At 42.0% G+C, this 23,421-nt stretch carries 22 protein-coding genes; 18 read left to right on the top strand and 4 right to left on the bottom strand.

The features are described 5' to 3' along the window. Positions 1-30: 30 nt before the first annotated feature. The 10 genes from D5F11_RS18785 (at position 31) to D5F11_RS26720 (ending at position 9,587) form a co-directional block, all read left to right on the top strand. The gene (locus D5F11_RS18785) at positions 31-990 is read left to right on the top strand and encodes a nuclease-related domain-containing protein (protein WP_120119287.1); all 960 of its coding nucleotides are present in this window, start codon (positions 31-33) and stop codon (positions 988-990) included. Between the two features lie 975 nt (positions 991-1,965). Beyond that, a complete protein-coding gene (locus D5F11_RS18780) occupies positions 1,966-2,949 on the top strand; it encodes a thiamine pyrophosphate-dependent dehydrogenase E1 component subunit alpha (RefSeq protein ID WP_120119286.1) in 984 nt (327 codons plus the stop codon). Between the two features lie 59 nt (positions 2,950-3,008). Next, a complete protein-coding gene (locus D5F11_RS18775) occupies positions 3,009-4,031 on the top strand; it encodes an alpha-ketoacid dehydrogenase subunit beta (RefSeq protein ID WP_120119285.1) in 1,023 nt (340 codons plus the stop codon). Between the two features lie 23 nt (positions 4,032-4,054). Further along, entirely contained in the window at positions 4,055-5,170 is a 1,116-nt protein-coding gene (locus D5F11_RS18770; protein WP_120119284.1) for a dihydrolipoamide acetyltransferase family protein, read from the top strand. 93 nt (positions 5,171-5,263) lie between these two features. Beyond that, entirely contained in the window at positions 5,264-5,485 is a 222-nt protein-coding gene (locus tag D5F11_RS18765; RefSeq protein ID WP_120119283.1) for a hypothetical protein, read from the top strand. 144 nt (positions 5,486-5,629) lie between these two features. Beyond that, positions 5,630-6,808 (top strand): formamidase, encoded by a 1,179-nt coding sequence (gene fmdA, locus D5F11_RS18760; protein ID WP_120119282.1) that lies wholly within the window; start codon positions 5,630-5,632, stop codon positions 6,806-6,808. Positions 6,809-6,836: 28 nt separating this feature from the next. Beyond that, positions 6,837-7,109, top strand: coding sequence for a zinc ribbon domain-containing protein (locus D5F11_RS18755; RefSeq protein ID WP_120119281.1), 273 nt, complete (start codon positions 6,837-6,839; stop codon positions 7,107-7,109). A 391-nt stretch (positions 7,110-7,500) separates the two neighbouring features. Beyond that, positions 7,501-7,905 (top strand): ferritin-like domain-containing protein, encoded by a 405-nt coding sequence (locus D5F11_RS18750; protein ID WP_120119280.1) that lies wholly within the window; start codon positions 7,501-7,503, stop codon positions 7,903-7,905. A 381-nt stretch (positions 7,906-8,286) separates the two neighbouring features. Next, a complete protein-coding gene (locus tag D5F11_RS18745) occupies positions 8,287-8,805 on the top strand; it encodes a MerR family transcriptional regulator (protein ID WP_120119279.1) in 519 nt (172 codons plus the stop codon). Positions 8,806-9,434: 629 nt separating this feature from the next. Then, positions 9,435-9,587: an Lmo0850 family protein gene (locus D5F11_RS26720; protein ID WP_185830785.1), complete on the top strand. Its 153-nt coding sequence runs from the start codon at positions 9,435-9,437 to the stop codon at positions 9,585-9,587. A gap of 44 nt (positions 9,588-9,631) precedes the next feature. Here D5F11_RS26720 and D5F11_RS18740 read toward each other — a convergent pair whose 3' ends face one another. Together D5F11_RS18740 and D5F11_RS18735 are read right to left on the bottom strand one after the other, a co-directional pair. Then, positions 9,632-10,222 carry a YqaA family protein gene (locus D5F11_RS18740; RefSeq protein WP_120119288.1) on the bottom strand — a complete coding sequence of 197 codons (591 nt, stop codon included), beginning with the start codon at positions 10,220-10,222 and terminating at the stop codon, positions 9,632-9,634. Between the two features lie 179 nt (positions 10,223-10,401). Continuing rightward, entirely contained in the window at positions 10,402-11,694 is a 1,293-nt protein-coding gene (locus D5F11_RS18735) for a hemolysin family protein (protein ID WP_120119278.1), read from the bottom strand. Positions 11,695-12,363: 669 nt separating this feature from the next. Between D5F11_RS18735 and D5F11_RS18730 the strand changes: the two genes are divergently transcribed. Then, positions 12,364-13,134: a hypothetical protein gene (locus D5F11_RS18730; RefSeq protein WP_120119277.1), complete on the top strand. Its 771-nt coding sequence runs from the start codon at positions 12,364-12,366 to the stop codon at positions 13,132-13,134. A gap of 186 nt (positions 13,135-13,320) precedes the next feature. Here D5F11_RS18730 and D5F11_RS18725 read toward each other — a convergent pair whose 3' ends face one another. Further along, on the bottom strand, positions 13,321-14,499 hold the full coding sequence (locus D5F11_RS18725; protein ID WP_120119276.1) for a dicarboxylate/amino acid:cation symporter: 1,179 nt from the start codon (positions 14,497-14,499) through the stop codon (positions 13,321-13,323). A 348-nt stretch (positions 14,500-14,847) separates the two neighbouring features. Between D5F11_RS18725 and D5F11_RS18720 the strand changes: the two genes are divergently transcribed. The 5 genes from D5F11_RS18720 (at position 14,848) to D5F11_RS18700 (ending at position 21,151) form a co-directional block, all read left to right on the top strand. Then, positions 14,848-15,906 carry a D-alanine--D-alanine ligase gene (locus tag D5F11_RS18720; RefSeq protein ID WP_120119275.1) on the top strand — a complete coding sequence of 353 codons (1,059 nt, stop codon included), beginning with the start codon at positions 14,848-14,850 and terminating at the stop codon, positions 15,904-15,906. Between the two features lie 15 nt (positions 15,907-15,921). After that, a complete protein-coding gene (locus tag D5F11_RS18715; RefSeq protein ID WP_120119274.1) occupies positions 15,922-17,304 on the top strand; it encodes a UDP-N-acetylmuramoyl-tripeptide--D-alanyl-D-alanine ligase in 1,383 nt (460 codons plus the stop codon). Between the two features lie 248 nt (positions 17,305-17,552). Continuing rightward, positions 17,553-18,992 (top strand): degradosome RNA helicase CshA, encoded by a 1,440-nt coding sequence (cshA, locus tag D5F11_RS18710; protein WP_120119273.1) that lies wholly within the window; start codon positions 17,553-17,555, stop codon positions 18,990-18,992. 220 nt (positions 18,993-19,212) lie between these two features. Continuing rightward, on the top strand, positions 19,213-19,695 hold the full coding sequence (locus D5F11_RS18705) for a PH domain-containing protein (RefSeq protein WP_120119272.1): 483 nt from the start codon (positions 19,213-19,215) through the stop codon (positions 19,693-19,695). Further along, on the top strand, positions 19,688-21,151 hold the full coding sequence (locus tag D5F11_RS18700; protein WP_120119271.1) for a PH domain-containing protein: 1,464 nt from the start codon (positions 19,688-19,690) through the stop codon (positions 21,149-21,151). The genes D5F11_RS18705 and D5F11_RS18700 overlap by 8 nt, the downstream gene beginning before the upstream one ends. Here the strand turns inward: D5F11_RS18700 and D5F11_RS18695 are convergent. Then, positions 21,135-21,737 carry a rhomboid family intramembrane serine protease gene (locus D5F11_RS18695; RefSeq protein WP_120119270.1) on the bottom strand — a complete coding sequence of 201 codons (603 nt, stop codon included), beginning with the start codon at positions 21,735-21,737 and terminating at the stop codon, positions 21,135-21,137. The genes D5F11_RS18700 and D5F11_RS18695 overlap by 17 nt on opposite strands. A gap of 77 nt (positions 21,738-21,814) precedes the next feature. Between D5F11_RS18695 and acpS the strand changes: the two genes are divergently transcribed. Together acpS and D5F11_RS18685 are read left to right on the top strand one after the other, a co-directional pair. Further along, a complete protein-coding gene (gene acpS / locus D5F11_RS18690) occupies positions 21,815-22,174 on the top strand; it encodes a holo-ACP synthase (protein ID WP_120119269.1) in 360 nt (119 codons plus the stop codon). 691 nt (positions 22,175-22,865) lie between these two features. After that, complete coding sequence (locus D5F11_RS18685) at positions 22,866-23,306, top strand: GNAT family N-acetyltransferase (protein ID WP_185830791.1); 441 nt, start codon at positions 22,866-22,868, stop codon at positions 23,304-23,306. Positions 23,307-23,421: the final 115 nt, after the last annotated feature.

Raw genomic sequence — 23,421 nt, 5'->3', positions numbered from 1 at the left:
TATTTTAACGATTGAGTAGGAGTTGATTCAATGGTTATTAAAAGCCGAGGGAAAAATAATAAAGTTGAAAAATTGGAGGCGTTAATATCTAGACTAAATCCAGGTCATCCACAATGGGAGTGGATAAAAGAAGAGTTACATAAACGGCAGTCCGGGGAACGGGGTGAAAGGTCCCTAGATTACCACTTAACCTTTTTGCCTCAAGATGAATTTTTCATTCTTCATGATTTGAGGCTTAAAAATGAGCAGGGCTATTTTTTTCAAATTGATACACTTCTTCTGTCCTCTCGCTTCTTCACTATAATTGATGTCAAAAATTACGGTGGCAGCCTTTTCCTAGATCATCATTTCAACCAGCTGATACAGCAATCTTCAAATGGAAACAAGAGAGGCTTGCTTGACCCGATTTCTCAAATAAGGCGACAACAGCTACAATTTAAAAATTGGATGAAAAGCAATGGAATGGAGGATATTCCTGTAGAGTCGCTCATAATCCTCAGTAACTCTTCCACTATTATTGAAACAACAAGTAACCCCTCTTATTATGATAAAATTACCCGCAGCATAAACATCGATAACAAGATAGAACAATTTAAATTAAAATATCCAAAAGAGATTTTTACAAAGGAAGAGTTGTGGCCTTTTGCCAAAGCTTTAGTCACGGCACATACTCCTAGTGACTATGATCCTCTCAAATATTTTAAGATCACTCATGCTGATTTATTAAAGGGGGTCTGTTGTCCAAGTTGTTCAATTCTTCCTATGATCCGCCTGCATGGCAACTGGCAATGCTCAGTTTGTATGTATAATTGCAAAGATGCCCACATCCGCGCGCTGCAGGATTATAAATTACTGATTAGCGATACAATTACGGTAAGAGAAATGTGTAGTTTCTTGGGTATGTCCTCCCGTTATTCTGCCTATAGGCTAATTCGTACTATGAGCTTGTGCCATTCCGGGGGAACGAAGGGAAGAGAATATTTTCTGTAATTTGAATAACTTTAATATGAAAATCGGCGTTCGCCCGATTTCTGGATTTCGGTTTAATTGAAAAATTGGGAAGGAACCTGATTTAGGACGAGCGCATGTCCTGAAAAATAGGGTTCGCACGATAAACTTGGAAATCGCACGATAATTTCATTTTTCGCACGAAAAATCGAAAAGTCGCACGATAATTCCGGTTTTCGCACAATAAACCATAAAATCGCACGATCCCGGGTTTCGAACTAAATATAGTCTTCGCGTACGTGATTTAGGAACAAGCCTACATGGTTGAAAACAGCCGTTCGCACAATAAACCTGGAAATCGCACGATAATTTCATTTTTCGCACGAAAAATCGAAAAATCGCACGATAATTCCGATTTTCGCACAATAAACCATAAAATCGCACGATCCCGGGTTTCGAACTAAATATAGTCTTCGCGTACTTGATTTAGGAACAAGCCTGCATGACTGAAAACAGTCGTTCGCACAATAAACCTGGAAATCGCACGATAATTTCATATTTCGCACAATAAATCATAAAATCGCACAATCCCGGGTTTGGAGCAAATGTAAGTTGTTTTATGGAAAAAAATGGAACCAATGCGAGAATTTGATTTAGGAACGCTCCTCACATTTCCGAAAATAAACCGGGTTCCCCTATTTCGAACCAAACGCAGGTGTTTGCCAAGCAAATCGGGCTTCACGCTCCTCTGAAAGTGTCTAGATTTCTTACAATGCTAAGATCACGGACCGGAAGCAGGTTCCGCCCAGCATTTTTAAATCAATCGATTCCCTCCCACGAACCAAGGCTTGCACACGAACGTCCCATTTTGGTACAGTGTCTCACTTTCAGCAGGACATTTGTACCGAAATGGGACAATTTTTTTATCGAATAGCGTTGAAATCGAGGGTTAGAATGTTGGAATAAATCTTGCTATCTATCATACATAGATTTTTTAAAAAAGAAGGAGGAGTAAATATGACAGTACCTTTGGACAAGTTGAAGTGGATGTATGAAATGATGACGAAGAGCCGCTACTACGAGGATCAAATGACTGAAGTGTATTTGGAGGGGAAGACTCCTGTTTTTAATATAGGGGCAGGAACGGTTCCGGGAGAGATGCATTTGTCAACGGGACAGGAGCCAGCCGCGGTGATTTGTGCTCATTTGACGAAAGATGATACGGTGACATCCCCACATCGTCCGCATCATCATGCGATTGCGAAAGGGGTCGATTTGAAGCGGATGACTGCAGAAATTTTCGGAAAGGAAACGGGCCTCTCAAAAGGAAAAGGTGGGCACATGCATTTGTTTGATCCGGATGTAAAATTTTCTTGCAGCGGGATTGTCGGAGCAGGGATTCCGCAGGCAGCCGGTGCGGCGCTAGCAGCAAAAATGAAAGGAAAAGACTGGGTAGCGGTCACCTTCCTGGGCGAAGGAGCGGCAAACTCGGGAGCTTTTCATGAAACGCTAAATATGGCCGCGCTTTGGAAATTGCCGTTGATTTTGGTTATTGAGGATAATGCTTATGGAATCTCTGTCTCGAAAAAGGCTTCAACTGCCATTGAATCGAATGATCTAAGGGCATCGGCATACGGAATTGAGGGCGCTTATGTAAAAAATAATGATCCAATCGAGATGTATAAAATATCAGAAGCGGCTATAAAGAGAGCCCGGAATGGCGAGGGCCCGAGCATTATTGAAATTGAGACGTTCAGGTATCAAGGGCATTTCCAGGGGGATCCGGAGTTGTATCGTGAAAAAGAAGAAGTGCCTTCTTTAAAAGAGCGTGATCCGATTTTGAGAATACGGAAGCTTCTGATCGACGACTACGGTGTGAATGTATCCGAAGTAGAAGAAATCGAATCGAAAGTAAAGGCGGAAGTCGATGAAGCATACAATTTTGCAAGGGAAAGCGAGTTGCCGAAACCCGAAGCAGCGCTTGCTGATATGTTCAATTAAAGATTTTGAGCCTGAACCTAATTGATAAAAAAATCGAACGGGAAGGAGACAAATCATTGATGGAGACGACAAAGAAACGCTTATTGACTGGAAATAAAGCTATGGCCGAGGCAATTGCTCTGGAGATGGACAAGAATAATAAAGTGTTTGTTCTTGGAGAGGACGTTGGTAAATACGGAGGGATTTTTGGATCGACTGAGGGCCTTCTCGATAAATTCGGTGCCGAGCGTGTTATTGATACGCCGATTTCGGAGACAGCCATCATTGGAGCGGCTATCGGCGCAGCAGCAGAAGGCATGCGGCCAATTGCAGAGCTGATGTTTGTCGACTTTTTCGGCGTATGCATGGACCAAATTTACAATCATATGGCGAAAATCCAGTATATGTCAGGAGGTAGCGTCAAACTTCCAATGGTGCTGATGACTGCGGTCGGCGGTGGATACAATGATGCAGCGCAGCACTCGCAAACTCTATATGCCACTTTTGCACATATGCCTGGGTTGAAAGTAGTAGCTCCTTCAACTCCGTATGATTTAAAAGGTATGATGACATCTGCTATCCGAGATGATAATCCGGTATTTTTCATGTTCCACAAATCTTTGCAAGGCTTGGGCTGGATGGATCAACTGGATGAGTCTGTTGGAGATGTTCCTCAGAATGCCTATACTGTGCCTCTTGATAAAGCGAAGGTTGTACGCGAAGGCAGTGACGTAACGATTGTCGGAGTTCAGATGATGACACATTATGCAGTGCAGGCGGCTAAAAAATTGGCCAAAGAAGGCATTGAAGCGGAAGTCATAGATTTGCGCTCCTTGAAACCAATTGACAAAGATACAATCATCGAATCTGTTAAAAAGACTCACCGTCTTGTTGTTGTTGATGAAGATTATCTTTCCTACGGCATGACGGCTGAAATTTCAGCGATTATTGCAGAAGAAGCCTTATACGAATTGGAGGCTCCAGTCAGAAGACTTGCTATTCCGGACGTGCCGATTCCATACAGTGATCCACTAGAAGATTTTGTTATTCCTGGTCCGGATTCTATTTATAAATCGGTAAAAGAATTAATGGAGACATATTGATCGCATCTTAGGGAGTGAAGTGCATGTTTGAAGTAGAAATGCCCAGAACATCCGATGAAATTGAAGAAAGTCTCATTGTCTTTTGGCATGTAGAAGAAGGAGATTCCGTTGAAGAAGGAGACGTGCTTGTCGAGGTGCAAACGGAAAAAGCCGTCTTTGAAATAGAAGCTGAAACGGAAGGAACAATCAGTGAAATTTTAGTCAAAAGAGGAGAATCAGCTAAAGTCGGGGATGTTCTTGCTAAAGTTGAAACGAAAGTCTTGGATAGTTCTAAAGAATCAGAACTAAAGGTCGATAATAAAATTAACGAAGAAAAGATTCATGCAGTTTCGTTTGTCAGCATTTCTCCAAGACTAAGAAAGCTTGCAAAGGATCTGAACGTGAATCTGACAGATGTGAAAGGTACAGGGAAAAACGGAACAATTATTGAAAAAGACATCAAAAATGCAGTTGAAGGTGGGGAAGTACAGAAAGAAACCAGGACCGCGAAAGAGATGTCAAATATTCGCAAAACAATTGCATCCAGGATGATGACAAGCCTGCATGAATCTGCGCAGCTGACCCTAACCACGTGGGTGGATGTGACGGAGCTGGGAAAAAGGCGTAAGGAAACCGAATCAAACATGGGTTGGAACAGTCTTATTTCTTACGCGACCGTCAAAGCACTTGAGCAGCATCCTGCTATCAATGCTCATGTTCAAGGGGAAAAAATCACCATGCATGAAAAGGTTCATTTGGGCATGGCAGTGGATACAACGGAAGGGTTATATGTGCCAGTTCTTGAAGATGCCAACCGATTGTCACTCATACAACTGGATAAAGAATTGAAGGTACTTGCAAAGAAAGTGGCTTCCAAAAATTTGTCGGATGTAGCACTGAAAGGTAGTACTTTTACAGTAACAAATCTTGGGAAATTTGGAATAGAGTTCTTTACGCCGATTATCAATCCACCGGAGGCCTGTATTCTTGGTGTCGGTAAAATAGAGCCCTATCTTGTTTTGGAAGATGGAGAGGTTGTACAAAAAGAGAGGATTCCACTCAGCCTGACATTCGATCACCGGGTGGTTGATGGTGCACCAGCAGCAAAATTTTTACAGACAATTGCAGATCAATGCCAGTCGCTTGTTAAAGAAGTGTAGAGAGATACGAAGAAGCTGGCAGGTTTATCAGCTTCTTCGATTTAAAGGGAAGGTCAGTATCGACTACATCTTTGAAATTGGGAGTGCATTTATGTGAAATGGGTTTACTTATCCGCTGACAAAGGTAGCATGTCTGCCTTGCATCAAGATGCTGCTGAAGAACATTTTACTCATGATTGGGAGCACTTATATACTAACTGGAACTGCTTATTCGTCAATCTAAAATGGTTGTCTGAAAATTGGGAGTCTCATTTCGAGAACGGATTTGAGAGACAGGATGCAATTTATCAGAGTTCTATGAGAGAAGAAACGTAGCTTAGTAGCAATATTCTTCTTTTTTATTGAGTAGATTAAATTATCCGAAAAATTTGATTGGTGATGATTATTATCATATAATGAAAGGGTATACAATGTTTTGCTGAAAATGATTTTACATAAAATAATGGGGGAGGAAGAAAGATGCCGAAGACTTTGTTTAAGTTAGATCTTAGCAAACCGATGGAAGAGCAGGCCCACCCAGGGCACAACAGGTGGCATCCGGATATACCATCAGCATTTGCAGTGGATCCCGGAACGGCGTTCCGGATGGACTGCAAGGAATGGACGGATGGACAGATTAAAAACAACGATGATTCGGAAGATATCCGAAAAGTGAACCTGGAACGAGTCCACGTGCTGAGTGGACCGGTTTATGTCAATGGTGCTGAGCCGGGAGATTTATTGGTAGTTGACATATTAGATGTTGGTGCCCATCAGGGCTATGAATGGGGATTCAACGGAATTTTTGCGAAGGAAAATGGCGGAAGCTTCCTTGTTGACCATTATCCTGAAGCTCAGAAGTCTATTTGGGATTTTGAAGGAATCTATACAACGTCACGCCATGTTCCTGGAGTCAAATTTGCAGGAATTGTCCATCCCGGCCTGATTGGCGTAGCGCCATCTATGGAGTTGTTGCAGGAGTGGAATAAGCGAGAAGAAGAGTTAAAAGCAACGAATCCAGACAGGACTCCTCCGCTTGCGAATCTGCCTACGCCGGAAAGTGCAGTGCTTGGAACGTTGAAGGGCGCTGAGTTTGACAGGGTGGCTGCAGAGGGAGCCAGAACAGTGCCCCCAAGGGAAAACGGCGGAAACTGTGACATTAAGAATCTATCCAAAGGTTCAAGAATCTTCTTCCCAGTATTTGTAGACGGAGCGAAATTATCAGTAGGAGACCTCCATTTCTCACAGGGGGATGGAGAAATCACATTTTGCGGTGGAATCGAGATGTCTGGATGGATCGACTTGAAGGTTGATGTCATCAAAGGCGGGATGGCGAAATATATGATTAAGGACAACCCAATGTTCAAGCCGGGGCCAGTTGATCCTTTATATTCGGACTTCCTCGTATTTGAGGGGATATCAGTGGATGAAAAAGATGGAAAACAGCATTATTTAGATGCAAACACGGCTTTCCGCAGAGCATGCCTAAATGCGATAGAGTATTTAAAAACGCAAGGTTATACAGGTGAGCAGGCCTACATGTTGTTGAGTTCTGCACCAGTTGAGGGGCGGGTAGCTGGAATTGTAGATATTCCGAATGCCTGCTGTACAGTAGCGATTCCTACCCAGATTTTCGATAAAGATATTACACCAAAATAGAAGTAAACGCATAAAAAGGGGCGATATCTTGCCAAGCTATACATTTCACTGCAATGATTGTGGGGAATTCACCTTGTTTTTCAAATCAATGGAGGGAAACAAGGAAAGCGCTGAATGCCCAATTTGCAGCTCAGCTTCAAAACGTGTATTTTTACCGCCCAATTTGTATTCCATGCCGAATGCTCTCAAATCAAGAATTGAGAAAGGAATGGAACCGCGGCGGATGACCCGCGAAGAATTAGGCACAAAAAAACTTCCCCAAAAAAGACCTGCTGTGGCGAGTCGTCCGTGGCAGGCATAAGAAAAACCCCGTTCCCTGGAACGGGGTTTTTTATTGAAGGTTTATTCCGATTCTTTTCAAAGATAAAAGAACGTACGTGAATTTTACAGATAGTATCTCTTATATGGGATGTATTTCTTTTTTGGGGCGGTATGTCGGTCTAAGTGGAGTGTATTTCTTTTTTCTAGACAGTATTCCGCTTTTTTGAACAGTATCTCTTTTACTCGGACAGTACGGTTTTTTTAGACAATATTTCCTTAGCTATGCTCTATTAGGACCTGGTGAATTTTCACTGCCTTTTTTTCAGTGTGTTCTTTGGTATTGGGCTCATCTTGCGGTATAAGGGAACTTCATCTTAATCACCATCCTAGCTGTCCAGCATACGATAGTTGAAAAATGGGGAGGGATTTTTATGGAGTTTACTATTGATCAAAGGCTGGAAAGGGATATTGCTAACGCGGTTAATGGTGAATACAGTGCTATTGCCTGTTACGGAAAGTTGATAGAAATGGCACCTTCAGAGAGGGAAAAAAAGATCATACGTGAAATCCGAAATGATGAAATCCGTCATTTCCATTATATTTCAGCTATTTATATGCTTATGATGAATCAACAGCCTGATCCCAAAGTCACAAAAAAATGTCCAAACAATTTTACAGATGGTTTAAAATTCGCGTTCGAGGATGAACAAGAAACAGTCGATTTTTACCATGAAATTGCTGATAAAGCACAACATCCATATATTCAGCATCTGTTTCGTCGAGCCGCTGCAGATGAACAAAACCATGCTGTCTGGTTTTTGTCGATGATGAAGTAATGAAAGTTAATGTCTTAGGGGATTTTAACTTCATTCGGCAGAACTCCCACTTCTGTAGGTGGTGAGATGAGTGTATATTAGTATTTCATTCAGTGGTTGTTCAACCCCCGGCTGAATAAGTTAAAGTCTTTGGCGGATGCCACAGATTTTCAGAGGAAATGTATCGAGTGGAACTCGATAAAATCCGGGCGCAAATACGCCAAGGGTATTTGATCTTATAGGTAAAGGTCATTCATAACTTTTCTAGACGTAAAAACTGCTCCATAAAAAAATTGTAAAACGAAAGACATGTCTCCCTTTCAATCTACATTATTAGAGGCAGGTCAAGCCCTCTGTTTAGTGGAATATTATTAGTACAACCAAATCTGGGGAGGGTCGGAGATGGAAAAAGTGTTGTATACTTCCGGGGCAGCCATGGAGTTGGGATTAGGGGTCAGTACCCTCAGAAATTATGCTGTTGTGTTAGAATCCAAAGGATACTATTTTGAGCGTGGTCCGAATAATGGGCGGATTTTCAGGGAGAAGGATATTTCACAGATTCAGGAAATGATCGAAAGAATGACAAGGGATGGAATGACAGTGGATCAGGCGGCTGAAATAACCGCAGGCCAATCGGGAAAGATAGAAGTCCTGGTGGCTGTTCCTGAAGAGCAAGACGCGAAATTGAACATTGACAAGCTTTGTGAAAAAATCACTCTGTTAGAGGAGCAACAGACGAATCTGGCTGAAATCAATAAGAAGCTTGCGCTCCAGGTGGAACGGCTAACAGAAAAAATTGAAGATCGGGAACGGGATCAACAACTATTTGACATGATGGAAAATGCCCGGAACCGAAAGAAAAGAAAGGGGATCGACTTTTTACGGTCTTTCACATTTTCTGACAAGAAATCAACGATTTGACATGTTTTTTTATTAAGAGAGCAGGCCTTCCTATGAGAGATTCAGATGAAAGAAAGTTTGTGTTAACTTTGGACAAGGTAAAAGGTGAAGTGAAGAAACTAAATGGTACAACTCAAGAAGATCTTTCCGGTTGGAACTGAATTACCCTGCAGGTACTTCCAAATAGGAAGGCCTGTTTTCATTGTTTAGTGCATAAAACTCCTAAAAGATCATCACGCTACGTCCGTTTAGTGTCTCTGTACAGGAAGGATTCGTGCAGAAAAAGCAACAGATGCCGTTGTATCGCCCGACTGTGACACACAGGAATTCTAGTGCAAGTGAAGTGACAGGATGTCGTTGACTTGGCCAATTACTCTGTAGCCAAAGGACACTTTTCTGTAGAGCTTGGCCAGTATTTTTCCGAAAGGAAGGCATCCATTATCTCACTCCGAGTTGTGTGTCGATAAACGAGCATTTTCTATCATAATATTCTCGAAAGGAAGTTTATTGTTTGAAAAACAGGGAATATTGAACAAGATTGTTTTAATTTTGGACACATATTTTTTATTTTTTTCTGAAAGCGATTCAAATCAGTTGAAAAGTGCGTTAAAATAAGTATAAGATGTTAAATCTTAAATGGGGTGGTCTTTTTGCATAGAGATCATGAACAACTCGAAAAATTTATGGATAGTCTTGCTGAACTGGGAGTAGATATTTCAGTTACGAAATCTCGGCTGGAACTTTTCAAAGTTCTCGATGAAGTACAGGCTGTTCCAGGGTATACAGAATACCATGTAGAATAAAAAACGAAGCGGGCTGGTACATTGTACTGGCCCGCATTGTTGTTTTATTTGGTTGTTGCTGCTTTTCTTCTGCTAAGGATCAAGCGATATATAATGAAGGAGATAACCGCAAGCCCGCCAATGCCGAGTGTGATCAAAGTAAAATTTTCTTCAATGAAGGGTTTGGCTTTGACACCGAGGGCCGCAATAATTGCTGCCTCAAGGAAAAAGCGCCCTCCTCTTCCCAGGATAGACCAAAAAATGAGCGTCTTGATCCTCACCTTGGAAATGCCTGAAAAAATCGTGAAAACTTTATAAGGGACAGGGGTAAAGGCTGCTATTAAAATTGCCATTGCACCGTATTTTTCAAAGTAATATTCTACTTTGTCTATTTTATCCGCCTTGATAAAACGGAGTAAAATGGGCCTTCCTAGTTTCTTTCCGATATACCATCCAAGCAGTGCTCCCAAAACGGAAGCTACAGTAGTGTAAAAAGCATACAACCAAACTTGGTCGGGTGCCGCAATGCCCATTGGGATTAACAATAAATCGGGAATGATCGGTGAAAAAGCGGAATCCGTAAACGAGACGATTATTAGCCCTAGCACTCCGTAGTCTATCAGCCAATTTTCAATAACTGTAAGCCATTCTGATATCATTCAAATATACTCCTTTTAGATGACGAATTGCTAAAAGAAGTATAGCATTATTACATCAGGTCGTCAGCACAATTGGTGGAATAGCCTTTGAAATATGTCTTTTTTTAGTCAAGATTAAGGGAGAAATGATTGTCGAAATAGATCATTTCCTCGGAAATAAAATGGAAAACTGTCTTTTATGCTGTCACTTCAACTTCACAGATGTGGTTGCCTTCCATTGTTTTTACATGAAATTTGTATCCCTCATCTTCGATCGTGTCGCCTTGCTGTAGGTCATATTTTTGCGTTAGGAGCCATCCGCCAATTGTGTCAATGTCTTCGCACTGTAAATCTATACCCAATAGGTCGTTTACTTCTTCGATTAATACTTTTGAATCTAAAAGAAAATGTTCATCTCCCAATCTTCTCACTAGCGGTATTTCATCATCATCGAATTCATCCCGTATCTCTCCAACAATCTCTTCTAATATATCTTCCGCTGTCACGATTCCGGCAGTTCCGCCATATTCATCAACAAGAACAGCCATATGGCTTCTTTCTTTTTGCATTTTTAATAGAAGCCGCTGGATCGGAATCGTTTCAATCACACTAATTTCCGGCTTGATGTAGTTAATAATCGGTTGCGAACCTTTGCAATTTCCCTCGATGCAATCTGTTAAAAATTCTTTTATATTGACTACGCCTAATATTCTATCTTTGTCACCATCTTCCGTTATCGGATAACGGGTCAGTCGTGCTTCTTTCAATGTGCTCATGATTTCTTCAATGGATGCCGATTCATCGATTGTCACGACTTCTGTTCTTGGAACCATGATTTCCTTTGCAACCCGATTGTCGAATTCGAAAATCTTATTGACATATCGATATTCCGATTGATTAATTTCGCCGCTCTTCAAGCTGTTTGATAAAATAATGCGAAGCTCTTCCTCAGAATGGGCAACCTCGCTTTCAGATGTTGATTTGACGCCGAATAACCTTGTCACTATACGAGCTGTCCTGTTTAAAAGCCATACGAAAGGAAAAAGAATTTTATAAAACCAAACAAGTGGGGTTGAAACGGCAAGAGCGACTGCTTCAGGTTTGAATATGGCTAGGTTTTTTGGTACCAGTTCGCCGAGAATAACACTGACGAATGTAATTGTGATAAAAGCTATTAAAAAAGATAGTATTCCTGTGAGTGAACTCGGCACTTCAAACCTTTCAAACAAAGGCATCAAAATCATCTGGATTGTCGGCTCACCGAGCCATCCGAGACCAAGAGAAGCAACGGTAATACCTAACTGGGTGGCGGACAGGTACCCATCCAAATTTGAAATGATTTGCTTGACCACTGATGCTTTTTTGTTGCCTTCTACAATTAGTTGATCCAGCCGAGAACTCCGTATTTTTACAATCGCGAATTCGGATGCAACAAAAAAGGCTGTTATTCCTATTAAAAAAAATACAAGTAAAAGTTTCAATGCAAACAATGGAGCGCCTTGCTCTGTTATATATGCAGCAAGGCTTCACCTCCTCCATTTCATAAAATTGTTATTAAGGGGGGGGCTGGCCACCTGATGCCGCTGGGGCCATAGGACGCTATATATGATAATTGTGAATAATCCTTTGAAAGCAATTCTATACTTACCAGGCAGCTTTCTTCATTCATACTTTACCCAATACCAGGCAACTTTTATCATTATTTATGTGGGCTTTTCCGGAAAGTGCGTAGCCAGTGAAGAATATCGTTGGCTACAATGATCAGAAGTCCGGGACGGAAGTCTTCCAAATTTGGATTTGCTCAGTTAAATTCTTTTAACTTTATTTAGCAGAAATCTCCCACTTCTATAAGTGGTGAGATGAATGCATATTGGTAATCCATTCAGTGGGGTTCAAACCCGGCTGAATAAAGTCAAAGCCAGTGGAAATTTATCGAGCGGAGGCTCGAAATCTGGGCGCAAATACGCTAAGGCCATTTGATTATTGCTTAATGATTTCGGAGTGTCAGTTCATTTTCTAATCACTACATAACCAATTTTTAAGTAGTCGTTACGAATCCGATCAATTTGTTGTCAATATGTAATAAAAGTCATAACAAATATTTGTTAATATATAGATTATAGGTATATTGTATGAATATATTTTTGGGGGAAATCTCGTTGAAAAATCAAGCAGCTGAGGGAAATATTATATACATACACATGAATCATACTGCTCGGTATATCTTGTCATCTGGCATTCAGTTTTCCGATTTTATGAAAGGAATTCCTGTAAAGCCGTCAAATCTTCTATTACTTAAACATCAATTCGAAGATGGCTACTATAACATGCATACCCGGCTGAATTTCATCACAAGTGAAAATGTTGAACAATTGCTAGAAGATGACGTTTTTCGTTATGAAGAATTTTGCTGGGTTGATTTTTCAGATGAGGAAGAATTGAATGAGTTGACAGGACAGGAACTTGCTGAATTCCTCTATTTAAGCCATATCAAATCACCTTTGAGACCTCCCTTTTACAGAATGCTTGGGAATCAATTTTTTTACTTGGCAGAGGGAGACGGTATATTCAATAAGACTTACTATAAAAAATGGGAACACTTCTTTGCCATGATTGGTGTGGTCATTTCAAATAGAATGAGTCCAGGAAGGGAAAGAACCCTGTTTGGGCGCCGAAAGTACCGTCCGGTACCTTTCATTCCGGCAGACATCATACAGATATTGGGCGGACAGATGAAAGAAGGAATCGTATTTTCCTTTGACAAAGTGACGGGCGACCGGTTGAAAATGGAAGTGCCCATTTGGATAGTCGGAGACTTTATAGATAGGGATGAAATGTACGAGGAATATTTACAATTAAGCAGACATGCGCCTAATGCCAGACTCGTCCTCGACCGGAAGGCCGGGGAATGGCAGGCATTGTTGGAATAGATATTTATGGGTCCAGCTACCTTCATAGGGAGGCTGGATTTTTTTATAGATGAAAGTTTCAAAGAGGAGAGGGAGATCCTAGCAGAGGAAGGGAAGGAAAATTCAAATGCACCAAAAATGATCCGAATTCAGCAGGATATAGGTTAGCCAAAAAAGAAAGGCCCCCCTTAGCAGGAGGCCTGTTGGCTACATGGCTGTACGGCCATCTTCGACCGAATCATGGCTGATTTTATCCATGATTGCTGTAATTGCTCCATCACCTGTAACATTACAGGCTGTTCCGAAGCTGTCCTGAGTAATGTATAGAGCGATCATTAAAGCGGTCATTGCAGGGCCAAATCCAAGCATGGATTCCAACAGGCCGATTGCAGCCATTACGGCTCCACCTGGAACGCCGGGTGCTGCTACCATCGTAATGCCAAGCATCAAAATGAAAGGGAGCATGGTCGTCAATTCATAACTGTGTCCCTGCATGAACATAACGGCCATGGAGCAGCTAACCAAAGTAATGGTACTCCCGGACAAGTGGATTGTTGCAAGCAATGGGATTGTAAAATCTGCAACTCTTTCTTGTTTAATAATTTTCTTGGCCTGTTTTAAAGTAACAGGAATTGTAGCTGCGGAAGACTGTGTTCCAAGTGCTGTAAAATAAGCTGGGCTCATCGTTTTTAACATAGAAAAAGGATTCCTTTTTTGCGCGGAACCGGCAATCGTATATTGAATGATTAAATAGGTTATATGAAGTACAATAATCATGGCAAAAACTTTGATAAAGATGCTCAATATAGAACCGACTTGGCCGGCATGGGTCATATTCGCAAATATACCTAAAATGTGGATGGGTAATAAAGGAATGATCACTTTTTCGATGACAAGATGAATGATGTCTCTGAAGTCATTGGACAAATTCAAAAGCAGATCGCTTTTAACCGCTGCAATGCCAATTCCGATGACAAAGGATAACAGCAGGGCAGTCATGATGCCCATAAGTGGTTCCATCTCAATTTTAAAGTAAGGTTTTAAAAGTGCTTCTTCTGGATTGGTAAACTTCTTTAGCGATTGGTTGGCCAAAATAGAAGGATAGAGTGCTTTTGCAGTAATAAACGCAAGCAGGCCAGCGCCAATTGTAGAAATGTATGCGATGGCTGCAGTCCAACCAAGAAGCTTTCCTGCTCCTTTTCCAATAGCGCCGATTCCTGGAATGATAAAGCCGATAATCAGCAAGGGAATGATGAAGCCTAGAAAGTTCCCAAATAATCCGTTGAACGTAGCGAAGCCCCGTATCAAAGGAACAGGTGAGACAAACCCTATTAAGATACCGAGCACAATGGCAAGTATAATGCGCGGTAATAAACCGAATTTCATGACAGATGGACCTCCATAAAGTTGTGATCGGCATCTTTATAGAAAAGAGCCGCCTATATTATTCTAGCATAATAAATGAACTTTTCTTTAAAAATTTGTAGAACGGACAAGCTTGCATCGGCACACATTCCTACTGTAACCTCCAATATTCAGTGAAGTCTGCCCCTGTGCATTCCAAGCAATTTCACCAGCTACACTCAATAGGCATACGATAAAATTGGACGGAATAAAGCGCGCGAAAGCAGTTATTACAGCCTTCCGAAGAATCGGTCCTGTCCGCCATAACGATTTTATTTTTCTTCTTTGTTTTATTAAAAATCATGGTAAAATTAAAAAGATGTTATGGAGATGGAGGATAATAAAATGAAATTGTGTTTGTTATACGGTGGAAAATCTGCTGAACATGAAGTTTCGCTGCAAACTGCAAAAGCGGTCATACATGCACTTGATATGAATAAATTTGACATTTTTCCGATTTTCATTACAAAAGAAGGAAAATGGATTCAAGGTCCGCAAATTACGGAGACTATTCAGGATATAAAACAACTACAGTTTCCAAATGGCGGCAAAGAATTGATGCCTCAGTCCTTAAATACGGATTATGATATGGTGTTCCCGCTCCTCCATGGCCCCAACGGAGAGGATGGAACAGTTCAGGGGCTGCTTGAAATTTTAAATATCCCATATGTTGGAAATGGCGTGCTTGCTTCTTCTGCTGGTATGGATAAAGTGGTCATGAAGAATATTTTTGCACAGGCTGGTTTGGAACAGGTGGAGTATGTTTCTTTCATCCGCAGTACATGGGATGCAGATCGAGAAGCGGCATATAAGCTAGTGGAAGAGAAAATCGGGTATCCGAGCTTTGTAAAACCTGCCAACCTTGGTTCGAGTGTCGGAATCAGCAAATGTGATAATCGTGACGAATTGGAAGCCGCCTTTGAAGATGCCTTTCGCTATGACAGGAAGATTATTATCGAAGAAGGCGTCATTGCAAGAGAAGTTGAGGTTGGTGTCCTGGGGAATGATGAACTCGCATGTTCGGTTGCGGGAGAAATTGTCCCTAAAAAAGAATTCTATGATTATGAAGCGAAATATGCGGATGATACGACTGAACTTATGATTCCTGCTGACATTCCTGAAAAGAGCTACGATGAGATTCGCAAGATGGCTTTTATGGCCTATAAAGCACTGGATTGTTCAGGTCTTGCACGTATGGACTTTTTCGTGACGTCAGACGGAAGGGTGCTGATCAATGAGGTAAATACAATGCCTGGTTTTACTCCAGCCAGTATGTTCCCGCTTCTTTGGAAAAATACTGGTGTTCCATACCCTGAGTTGATTGAACGGCTTGTAGATTTGGGCAGACAACGTTACGAAGAAAAACAAAACATCATTCATAGTTTTTAAAAAGAAGGGATCACGATGATTCAAAGAACAATTGGCCAGATAGCCAAAATGGTCAAAATAGAAAACGATATAACTGAATACACACAACATCTTGTAAAGGGCGTATCCATCGATTCGCGTAAAGTTTTACAAGGAAATTTGTTCATTCCTTTTAAAGGAGAGCATACTGACGGACACAAGCATGCGGAAATGGCGCTTCATCAAGGAGCTGCGGCTGTTTTTTGGCAGGAGGATGTTCCAAACCCGCCAACTAACGGTCCAGTTTTGATCGTAAAAGATACACTGCTAGCCTTACAAGAGCTGGCGAAGTCTTACCGCGATGAATTGTCGGCAAAAGTCGTTGGAATAACAGGCAGCAACGGAAAAACGACAACGAAAGATATAACAGCGGCTGTTCTTGGTGAGACGTACCGTGTTCAAAAGACAGAAGGGAATTTTAATAATCATATTGGGCTTCCGTTGACCATTTTGGCACTCGAAGAAAGAACCGAGATTGCGATTCTCGAAATGGGGATGAGTAGCAGGGGGGAAATATCCTTGCTGACAAAAATTGGCCAACCTGATGTGGCCATTATTACAAATATCGGGGAAGCTCATTTGCTTGATCTGGGCTCGCGCGAAGAAATTGCTAATGCGAAATTTGAAATTACAGAAGGTCTGGCCCCTGGCGGTCTCTTTATCTACCCGGGGAATGAGCCGCTCTTACAGGAAAAAGCCGCTTCACTAAAAAACATACGGCTGGTAACATTTGGAGAATCAACAGAAAATGACGCCTATCCGTTAGAATGGACTTTAGAAGAAAGAGGCAGTTCATTTACCGCATCTATTTTTTCGGAGGAGCCACTATTTTTGCCTATTGCAGGGAAGCATAATGTCATGAATGCATTGGCAGCATTGCTTGCAGCGAAGGAGTTTTCGGTGCAGGTTGCTGATGTGAAAAACGGTTTAAATTCCGTAAAACTGTCTACGATGAGAATGGAATGGCGCAAAGGAATCAAGGGAACCACTATTCTGAACGATTCTTACAACTCAAGCCCAACCGCCTTGCGCGCCGTGATTGGGATGCTTGAAAGCATGGACGGTGAAAAGGAAAAGATTATAGTGCTTGGGGACATGCTTGAGCTTGGGGACAAGGAAAAAGAATACCATGAACAAATCGGAGAAGAGATCGATCCTTCCAAAATAAAGTATGTTTATACATATGGAGAGCTCGGGAAATGGATTGCGCATGGTGCAGAAAAAAAATTCCCTTTGGGCCGCGTTTTCTCATTCCAGAATCAGGATGAATTAATTCGCTCCCTTGAGGAAAAGATTTTTGGCAACGAACTCATTGTTGTCAAAGCTTCGCGTGGCATGAAGATGGAAAAAGTAGTTGAAGCATTGACAATTGAGGAATAAAGCGGATTGTTTCGAGGCGGGGGCTGCCACCCCTGCATTTAGGTGCCGTTACCTCTCATCTGAATTTTTCAATATCGATGGTTGAGGTGAGAGTTAGCGGCACCTTTTTGAAAAAACTGATGGCTGACAATAGAGTGGAAATTGTCACCATCAGATTTTAGTGATAGAATTAGCAACATCGTTTATAGTTTTCGCGAGAAGTGGGGCGTTTGCCTCAACTTGAAGTTTTAAAAGGAGATTGAGAAGCATTGACGAAGTTTTCAGATTTAAATTTGAGTCCGTCTATTTTAAAAGCAGTCAATAGAATGGGCTTTGAAGAAGCTACACCGATACAGGCAAAAACAATTCCGCTCAGCATGGAAGGCAAGGATTTAATCGGTCAGGCCCAGACGGGTACTGGAAAGACAGCGGCGTTTGGAATTCCTTTGATTCAAAAAATTGATCCGAGAGATCATTCGGTCCAAGGGATCATTATTGCTCCGACGCGTGAGCTGGCTATCCAGGTTTCAGAGGAGCTATATAAAATTGCCATCGACAGCCGGGTCAGAGTGCTTGCGGTTTATGGCGGATCTGATATTCAGCGCCAAATCAGGGCGTTGAAAAAAGGTCCTCAAATTGTCGTTGGAACGCCTGGACGTGTCCTTGACCATATTAACCGCCGTACATTGAAATTGGGCAATGTCCATACAGTCATACTTGATGAAGCGGATGAGATGTTGAACATGGGCTTTATCGAGGATATCGAATCCATTTTGGAGACTGTTCCTGAAGAAAGACAGACATTGCTTTTTTCTGCCACAATGCCGGAACCGATCCGCCGCATTGGCGAACGTTTCATGAAATCGCCTGAACTGGTGAAAGTAAAGGCAAGAGAAATGACGGTTCCATTAATCGAGCAATTTTTCGTAAAAGTGCCGGAAAGAGAGAAATTCGACGTTCTTTCACGCTTGATTGATGTTCAATCACCGGAATTGGCCATTGTTTTTGGCCGGACGAAACGCCGTGTGGACGAGTTGTCCAACGCTTTGACCGTTCGCGGATACACTGCGGAGGGAATCCACGGCGATTTGAGCCAGGCGAAACGCTTGTCTGTTTTACGTAAGTTCAAAGAAGGTAAAGTGGATGTGCTTGTTGCGACCGACGTAGCCGCACGTGGATTGGACATTTCGGGTGTAACTCACGTGTATAACTACGATATCCCTCAGGACCCGGAAAGCTACGTACACCGTATCGGACGTACGGGACGTGCCGGAAAAGAGGGGATCGCCGTCACGTTCGTCAGCCCGCGAGAAATGGGATATCTTCGAATCGTTGAACAAACAACGAAAAAACGGATGAATCCAATGCGTCCGCCTACATGGGATGAAGCGCTCGAAGGCCAACAACGCGTAACAATGGAAAAATTGAATGAAACAATTGAAGAGGGCAACTTGGATGAATATAGATCCACAGCTGTTGACCTAATGAACGAACATGATGCGGTGGAAGTCATTGCTGCGGCATTAAAAATAATCACAAAAGAACCGGACAAAACGCCAGTCCACATTACAGAGGAAAAGCCGCTGCCTTCTAAGCGTGATTCCTTTAGAGGAGACCGGGGCGGACGCGGCAGAAGAGGGAAACCTGGCCAGTCATCTTATAAAGGGCACAGGAAACCTCAGCGTCGTTCGGGAAATCGTAGACCTTAATATAAAACGTAGAAAAAACAATCGGAGATATCCGGTTGTTTTTTTGTTAGAATATGGTGAGTAGATAGTAAGGTCTAATAGTTAAGAGTAACTGTAGAACGGACAGGAAATCCTAAAGGAGTACATCTCACTCTGAAAATTATCTGGGAATACCCCAGGTTAAATCTAAAATATCCAGACAACCTACAGCGAAATTGTCATTCAGAAAAGAGGAGATTCAATGGAGATCAGACCACCGTCGCGAAGGATTTCACAGCGAGGTTTAAAAGTATGGCGCATCATGGGAGTCATTAATTCCCTGATATTATGGATTATAGTTGGTATCTTAGGAGTGCTGACGTATTTTTTTGATTGGCCGCTTTGGATCATCGCCGCAGGATCCGGGCTAGTACTTATCATCACGGTTTTGAGTATTTCTATCATCCCTACCATCCGTTGGAAGCGGTGGCGGTATGAAGTGACAGAGCATGAACTTGAGCTTCAGCACGGGGTCTTTTTCATCCATCGAACACTTGTACCAATGGTAAGGGTCCAGCATGTCGATACTTCTCAGGGACCAATTTTGAAGAAATATAATCTTGCTACTGTTTCTATCTCAACTGCAGCTACGGTACACGAAATTCCAGCGGTCGATATACATGAGGCGGAGGAGCTTCGTCGCTCAATTTCCGCTTTGGCAAGGGTGGCTGAAGACGATGTTTGAACCGAAACGGCTGCATCCAATCACTGTGCTGTATGATTTCGTCCGTTCGCTGAAAGAGCTCATCATTCCATTTATTTTCCTTTTTATTTTTGGCAAAAATAAAATTGTGATAGAAGGGCCTCTTTTAAGCATGCTCCCGCAGCTCCTATTTTTACTATTCGTCCTTTTTATGATTGCTTCTATGGTTATCAATTGGCTCCGGTTTACGTATAGGGTTGAGGACAACGAACTCCGAATTGAGCAAGGGCTTTTTGTGAAGAAAAAAAGATATATTCCTTTTGACCGAATCCAAAGTCTCGATTTGTCTGAGAGCATTATCCATCGTCCACTTGGTCTTGTGAAGGTGAAGGTTGAAACGGCCGGTTCGGGAGGAGATAAGGCGGAAGCGGAGCTGACTGCTATTAAAAAAGAAGATGCAGCGACTTTACAGAAGATCATTGCTGACGCCAAAAATAAGATGCAGGCAAGTGTTGTAGAGGAAGCCTGCTTGGAAGAAGATATCATTTATAAAATTACTTCGAGACAACTTCTGTTTCTCGCCTCAACTTCGGGAAGGGCTGGGGTTGTTATTTCGGCATTCCTGGCATTCGTTTTTCAGTTTGAGAACTTTATTCCTTATGAAAAATTGTTCAATGAGATGCAAGAACTGGTCAAATTTGGGGTGGTTTTGATTTCTGGGATCGTTGCCGTCGTTCTTTTGATCGCCTGGCTACTGTCTGTTGCCATCGCCTTTTTCAAATACAATGATTTTACAGTAAGGAAAGTAAAAGATGAATTGATCATTACGCGGGGGTTACTTGAAAAAAGAACAACGACCGTTCCTCTGCACCGGATCCAAGCGTTGACGATTAAGGAGAGCCCGATTCGGCAACCATTTGGCTACGCAAGTGTATCTTTGGAGAGTGCAGGAGGATCGTCCACTGATTTGGAAAGTTCCTCCATGGTCCTTCTTCCGGTTGTGAAGCGGAACAAGATAGCAGATATATTAGAGGACTATATGACGGACTACATGTTCAAAAACGATTTTAAGTCTGCTCCTAGTCGTTCGTTACGGCGTTATCTGTTTATAAAATCACTCATCGCCTTCATCATTGCAGGTGTGCTCACCGGATTTTTCTGGCCGTATGGTTTATTCGGAGCGATCTTGATTCCGATCGCCATTTTATGGGGATATGCTCAGTATAAATCAGCAGGCTGGAATTTTACTGGTTCCCAACTGACAATGCGGTACAGGACAATTGAACAGCACACGATGCTCATGAAGAAAAATCGGATTCAGTCAATGGAGGCAAGTGTCAGTTGGTTTCAAAAACGTGCAGATTTAGCTGCAGTGAGTGCATCGGTAAAATCAGGTGAAGCTTCCCGTCATGCGGAAATCGCCCATTTGGACCAAATGGATGTATTGGAAATTTATGCTTGGTATAGCCATCATGAGCGAACTACAGAAATCGGATAGGCCTAATTTTGATTAAAACAGTTCCGATTAAAAAGCCAGCAATCAAGCCGAAGATATGGCCAGTGATGTTAATATTTGCTTGGAAAAATGTCATGATCACACCCAGCGCTGCAATCGGCAAGATCACTTGCTTCCCTTGTTGGGGCATCGCTTCTTTTTTTAAAAAAATGATGGACAAATAGATGCCGAACAAACCGAAGATGGCGCCGCTTGCCCCGATATGCGTGTAATAGGGCGGTTTCAGAAGAAGCGTAGCTATATTGGCAGCAACTCCGCATGCGAGATAAACAAGAATGAACTGTAGTTTGCCAAGTGCACGTTCGAGCGCGGGCCCGAATAAAACAAGTGAGAATGAATTGAACAGCAGATGTGTAAAAGCAACATGAACGAAAATCGGTGTTACTAGTCGCCAATATTCTCCCATATGGATCAATACGTTAACGCCAGCCAGTTTTTCAAAAATAAGCTGCTGCGGAAAGAGTGGTAAGTTTATCGCAAGGAAAATAGCGATATGAATAACTACAAGAGCTGTGACTACAGGGTATAGACGGATGAATTGCCGAAAAGATTCTGTTCGGACAAACATGGGATGATCTCCTTTCTGTTTGAGACTCCTATCATTATATTATAGCCAGGGATGAAAAGTAGAAGGGAAGTGCTCAGATGATATTGGGAATGGGGCTGGACCTCGTTGAAATAGAGAGAATTGAAAAACTGAGAGGGCGTCAGATGCGCTTTGCCGAACGCGTTTTGTCGACCAGGGAACTTCAACAGTATGAAACCTTGCCTGAAAAAAGAAAAAACGAATTCCTGGCTGGCAGGTTTGCATCGAAAGAAGCTTTCGCCAAAGCGCTTGGAACAGGTATTGGGGCGCAGCTGTCATTCCAGGATATTGAAATTGCCGCAGACGAGAGAGGAAAGCCGCATATTGTCAGGCCTGTGGATCAAGGAAAAAGAATACATTTATCCATTACACATACGAAAGCATATGCAGCCGCACAGGTGATCATTGAAGAGGGTTAGGGAACGTAGATATAGTGGATGTTAGGCTCTAAATGTTTCATCTCGTGGCTTATTCAACGGGCTTCATCAAAAAATATAGAAACTGTGAGGCTGGGGCAAAACTGGTTGAAACCTTAAAAAGCGCGAGAAATCAATTTTAGAAACGTTGATTTCTTGCGCTTTTTTGATGAAAATATGTTTAAATACCGCCTATTTTACTCTAAGGACAGGATGCCCTAAACCACCGACGCCACAGAACGTGGCGTTTTTCGGCGGCCAGCGCTTGTCGCTACTAAGCGACCACCCTTCACTTTTCTAGTGCCCAGTTTCAGCTCCTAGAGTCGATTGACAATAAAGTTCTTTAATTACAAATAAAGTGTTTAACTTCATTCAGCAGAAATCTCCCACTTCTGTAAGTGGTGAGATGAATGCCTATTGGTATTCCATTCAGTGGGGGTTCAAACCCCGGCTGAACAAAGTTAAAGCCTTCAGCGGATGCCACAGATCGAGCAGCGCTCGATAAAATCTGGGCGCAAATACGCCAAGGCGCATTTGATTTAAAGCAGATTAATGAGATGATGAGCTACTCTAATAACATTTTCAAATCGATGCTGATTACAAACCAATATTATGAAAAATCAGTCATATTAAGTATAATCCTATGTGAGAATTTATAAAAAAGAAAGGGGGTTAGATATAAGTGGAGTTTAGAATGGCGAAGAAAAGTGATTTAAAAGAGATAGTGCGTTTGCTAGCAGATGATGAACTAGGATCAAAACGGGAGAAATATGAAGACCCTTTACCAGAGGCTTATTATAATGCCTTCTCAGCAATTGAAAGTCAAGGTGGTAATCAAATTTTATTAGTTACTAACAATGAAATCGTAATAGGGTGTTTGCAATTAACAATTATCCCTGGATTAGCTAGACTTGGAATGAAACGGGCACAAATTGAGGGAGTGCGTGTTGATAAAAATTACAGAGGGCAAAAGATTGGTGAAGCTTTGTTTCGGGAAGCAATTACAATAGCAAAATCCGAAGGTTGCGGTCTTGTACAGTTAACTACTGATAAAGATCGTAAAGATGCCCATCGTTTTTATGAAAAGTTGGGCTTTAACTCCAGTCATGAAGGCATGAAGTTAATTCTCAATTGAAATAAATTACCTATTCAACTAATGGGCGCAATTGCGGAAGAAACCCTTAGATTGAACGATTTTATGGGAGTGTAAACTTAACCGTGTAAGTGAGAGAGCGTACGGCTCTTGCTTC

Source organism: Siminovitchia terrae, assembly GCF_003605405.2.
GTDB lineage: Bacteria > Bacillota > Bacilli > Bacillales > Bacillaceae_C > Siminovitchia > Siminovitchia terrae.
The sequence above is the reverse complement of the archived record's forward strand: the minus strand, read 5'-3'. Positions and strand labels throughout refer to the sequence as shown.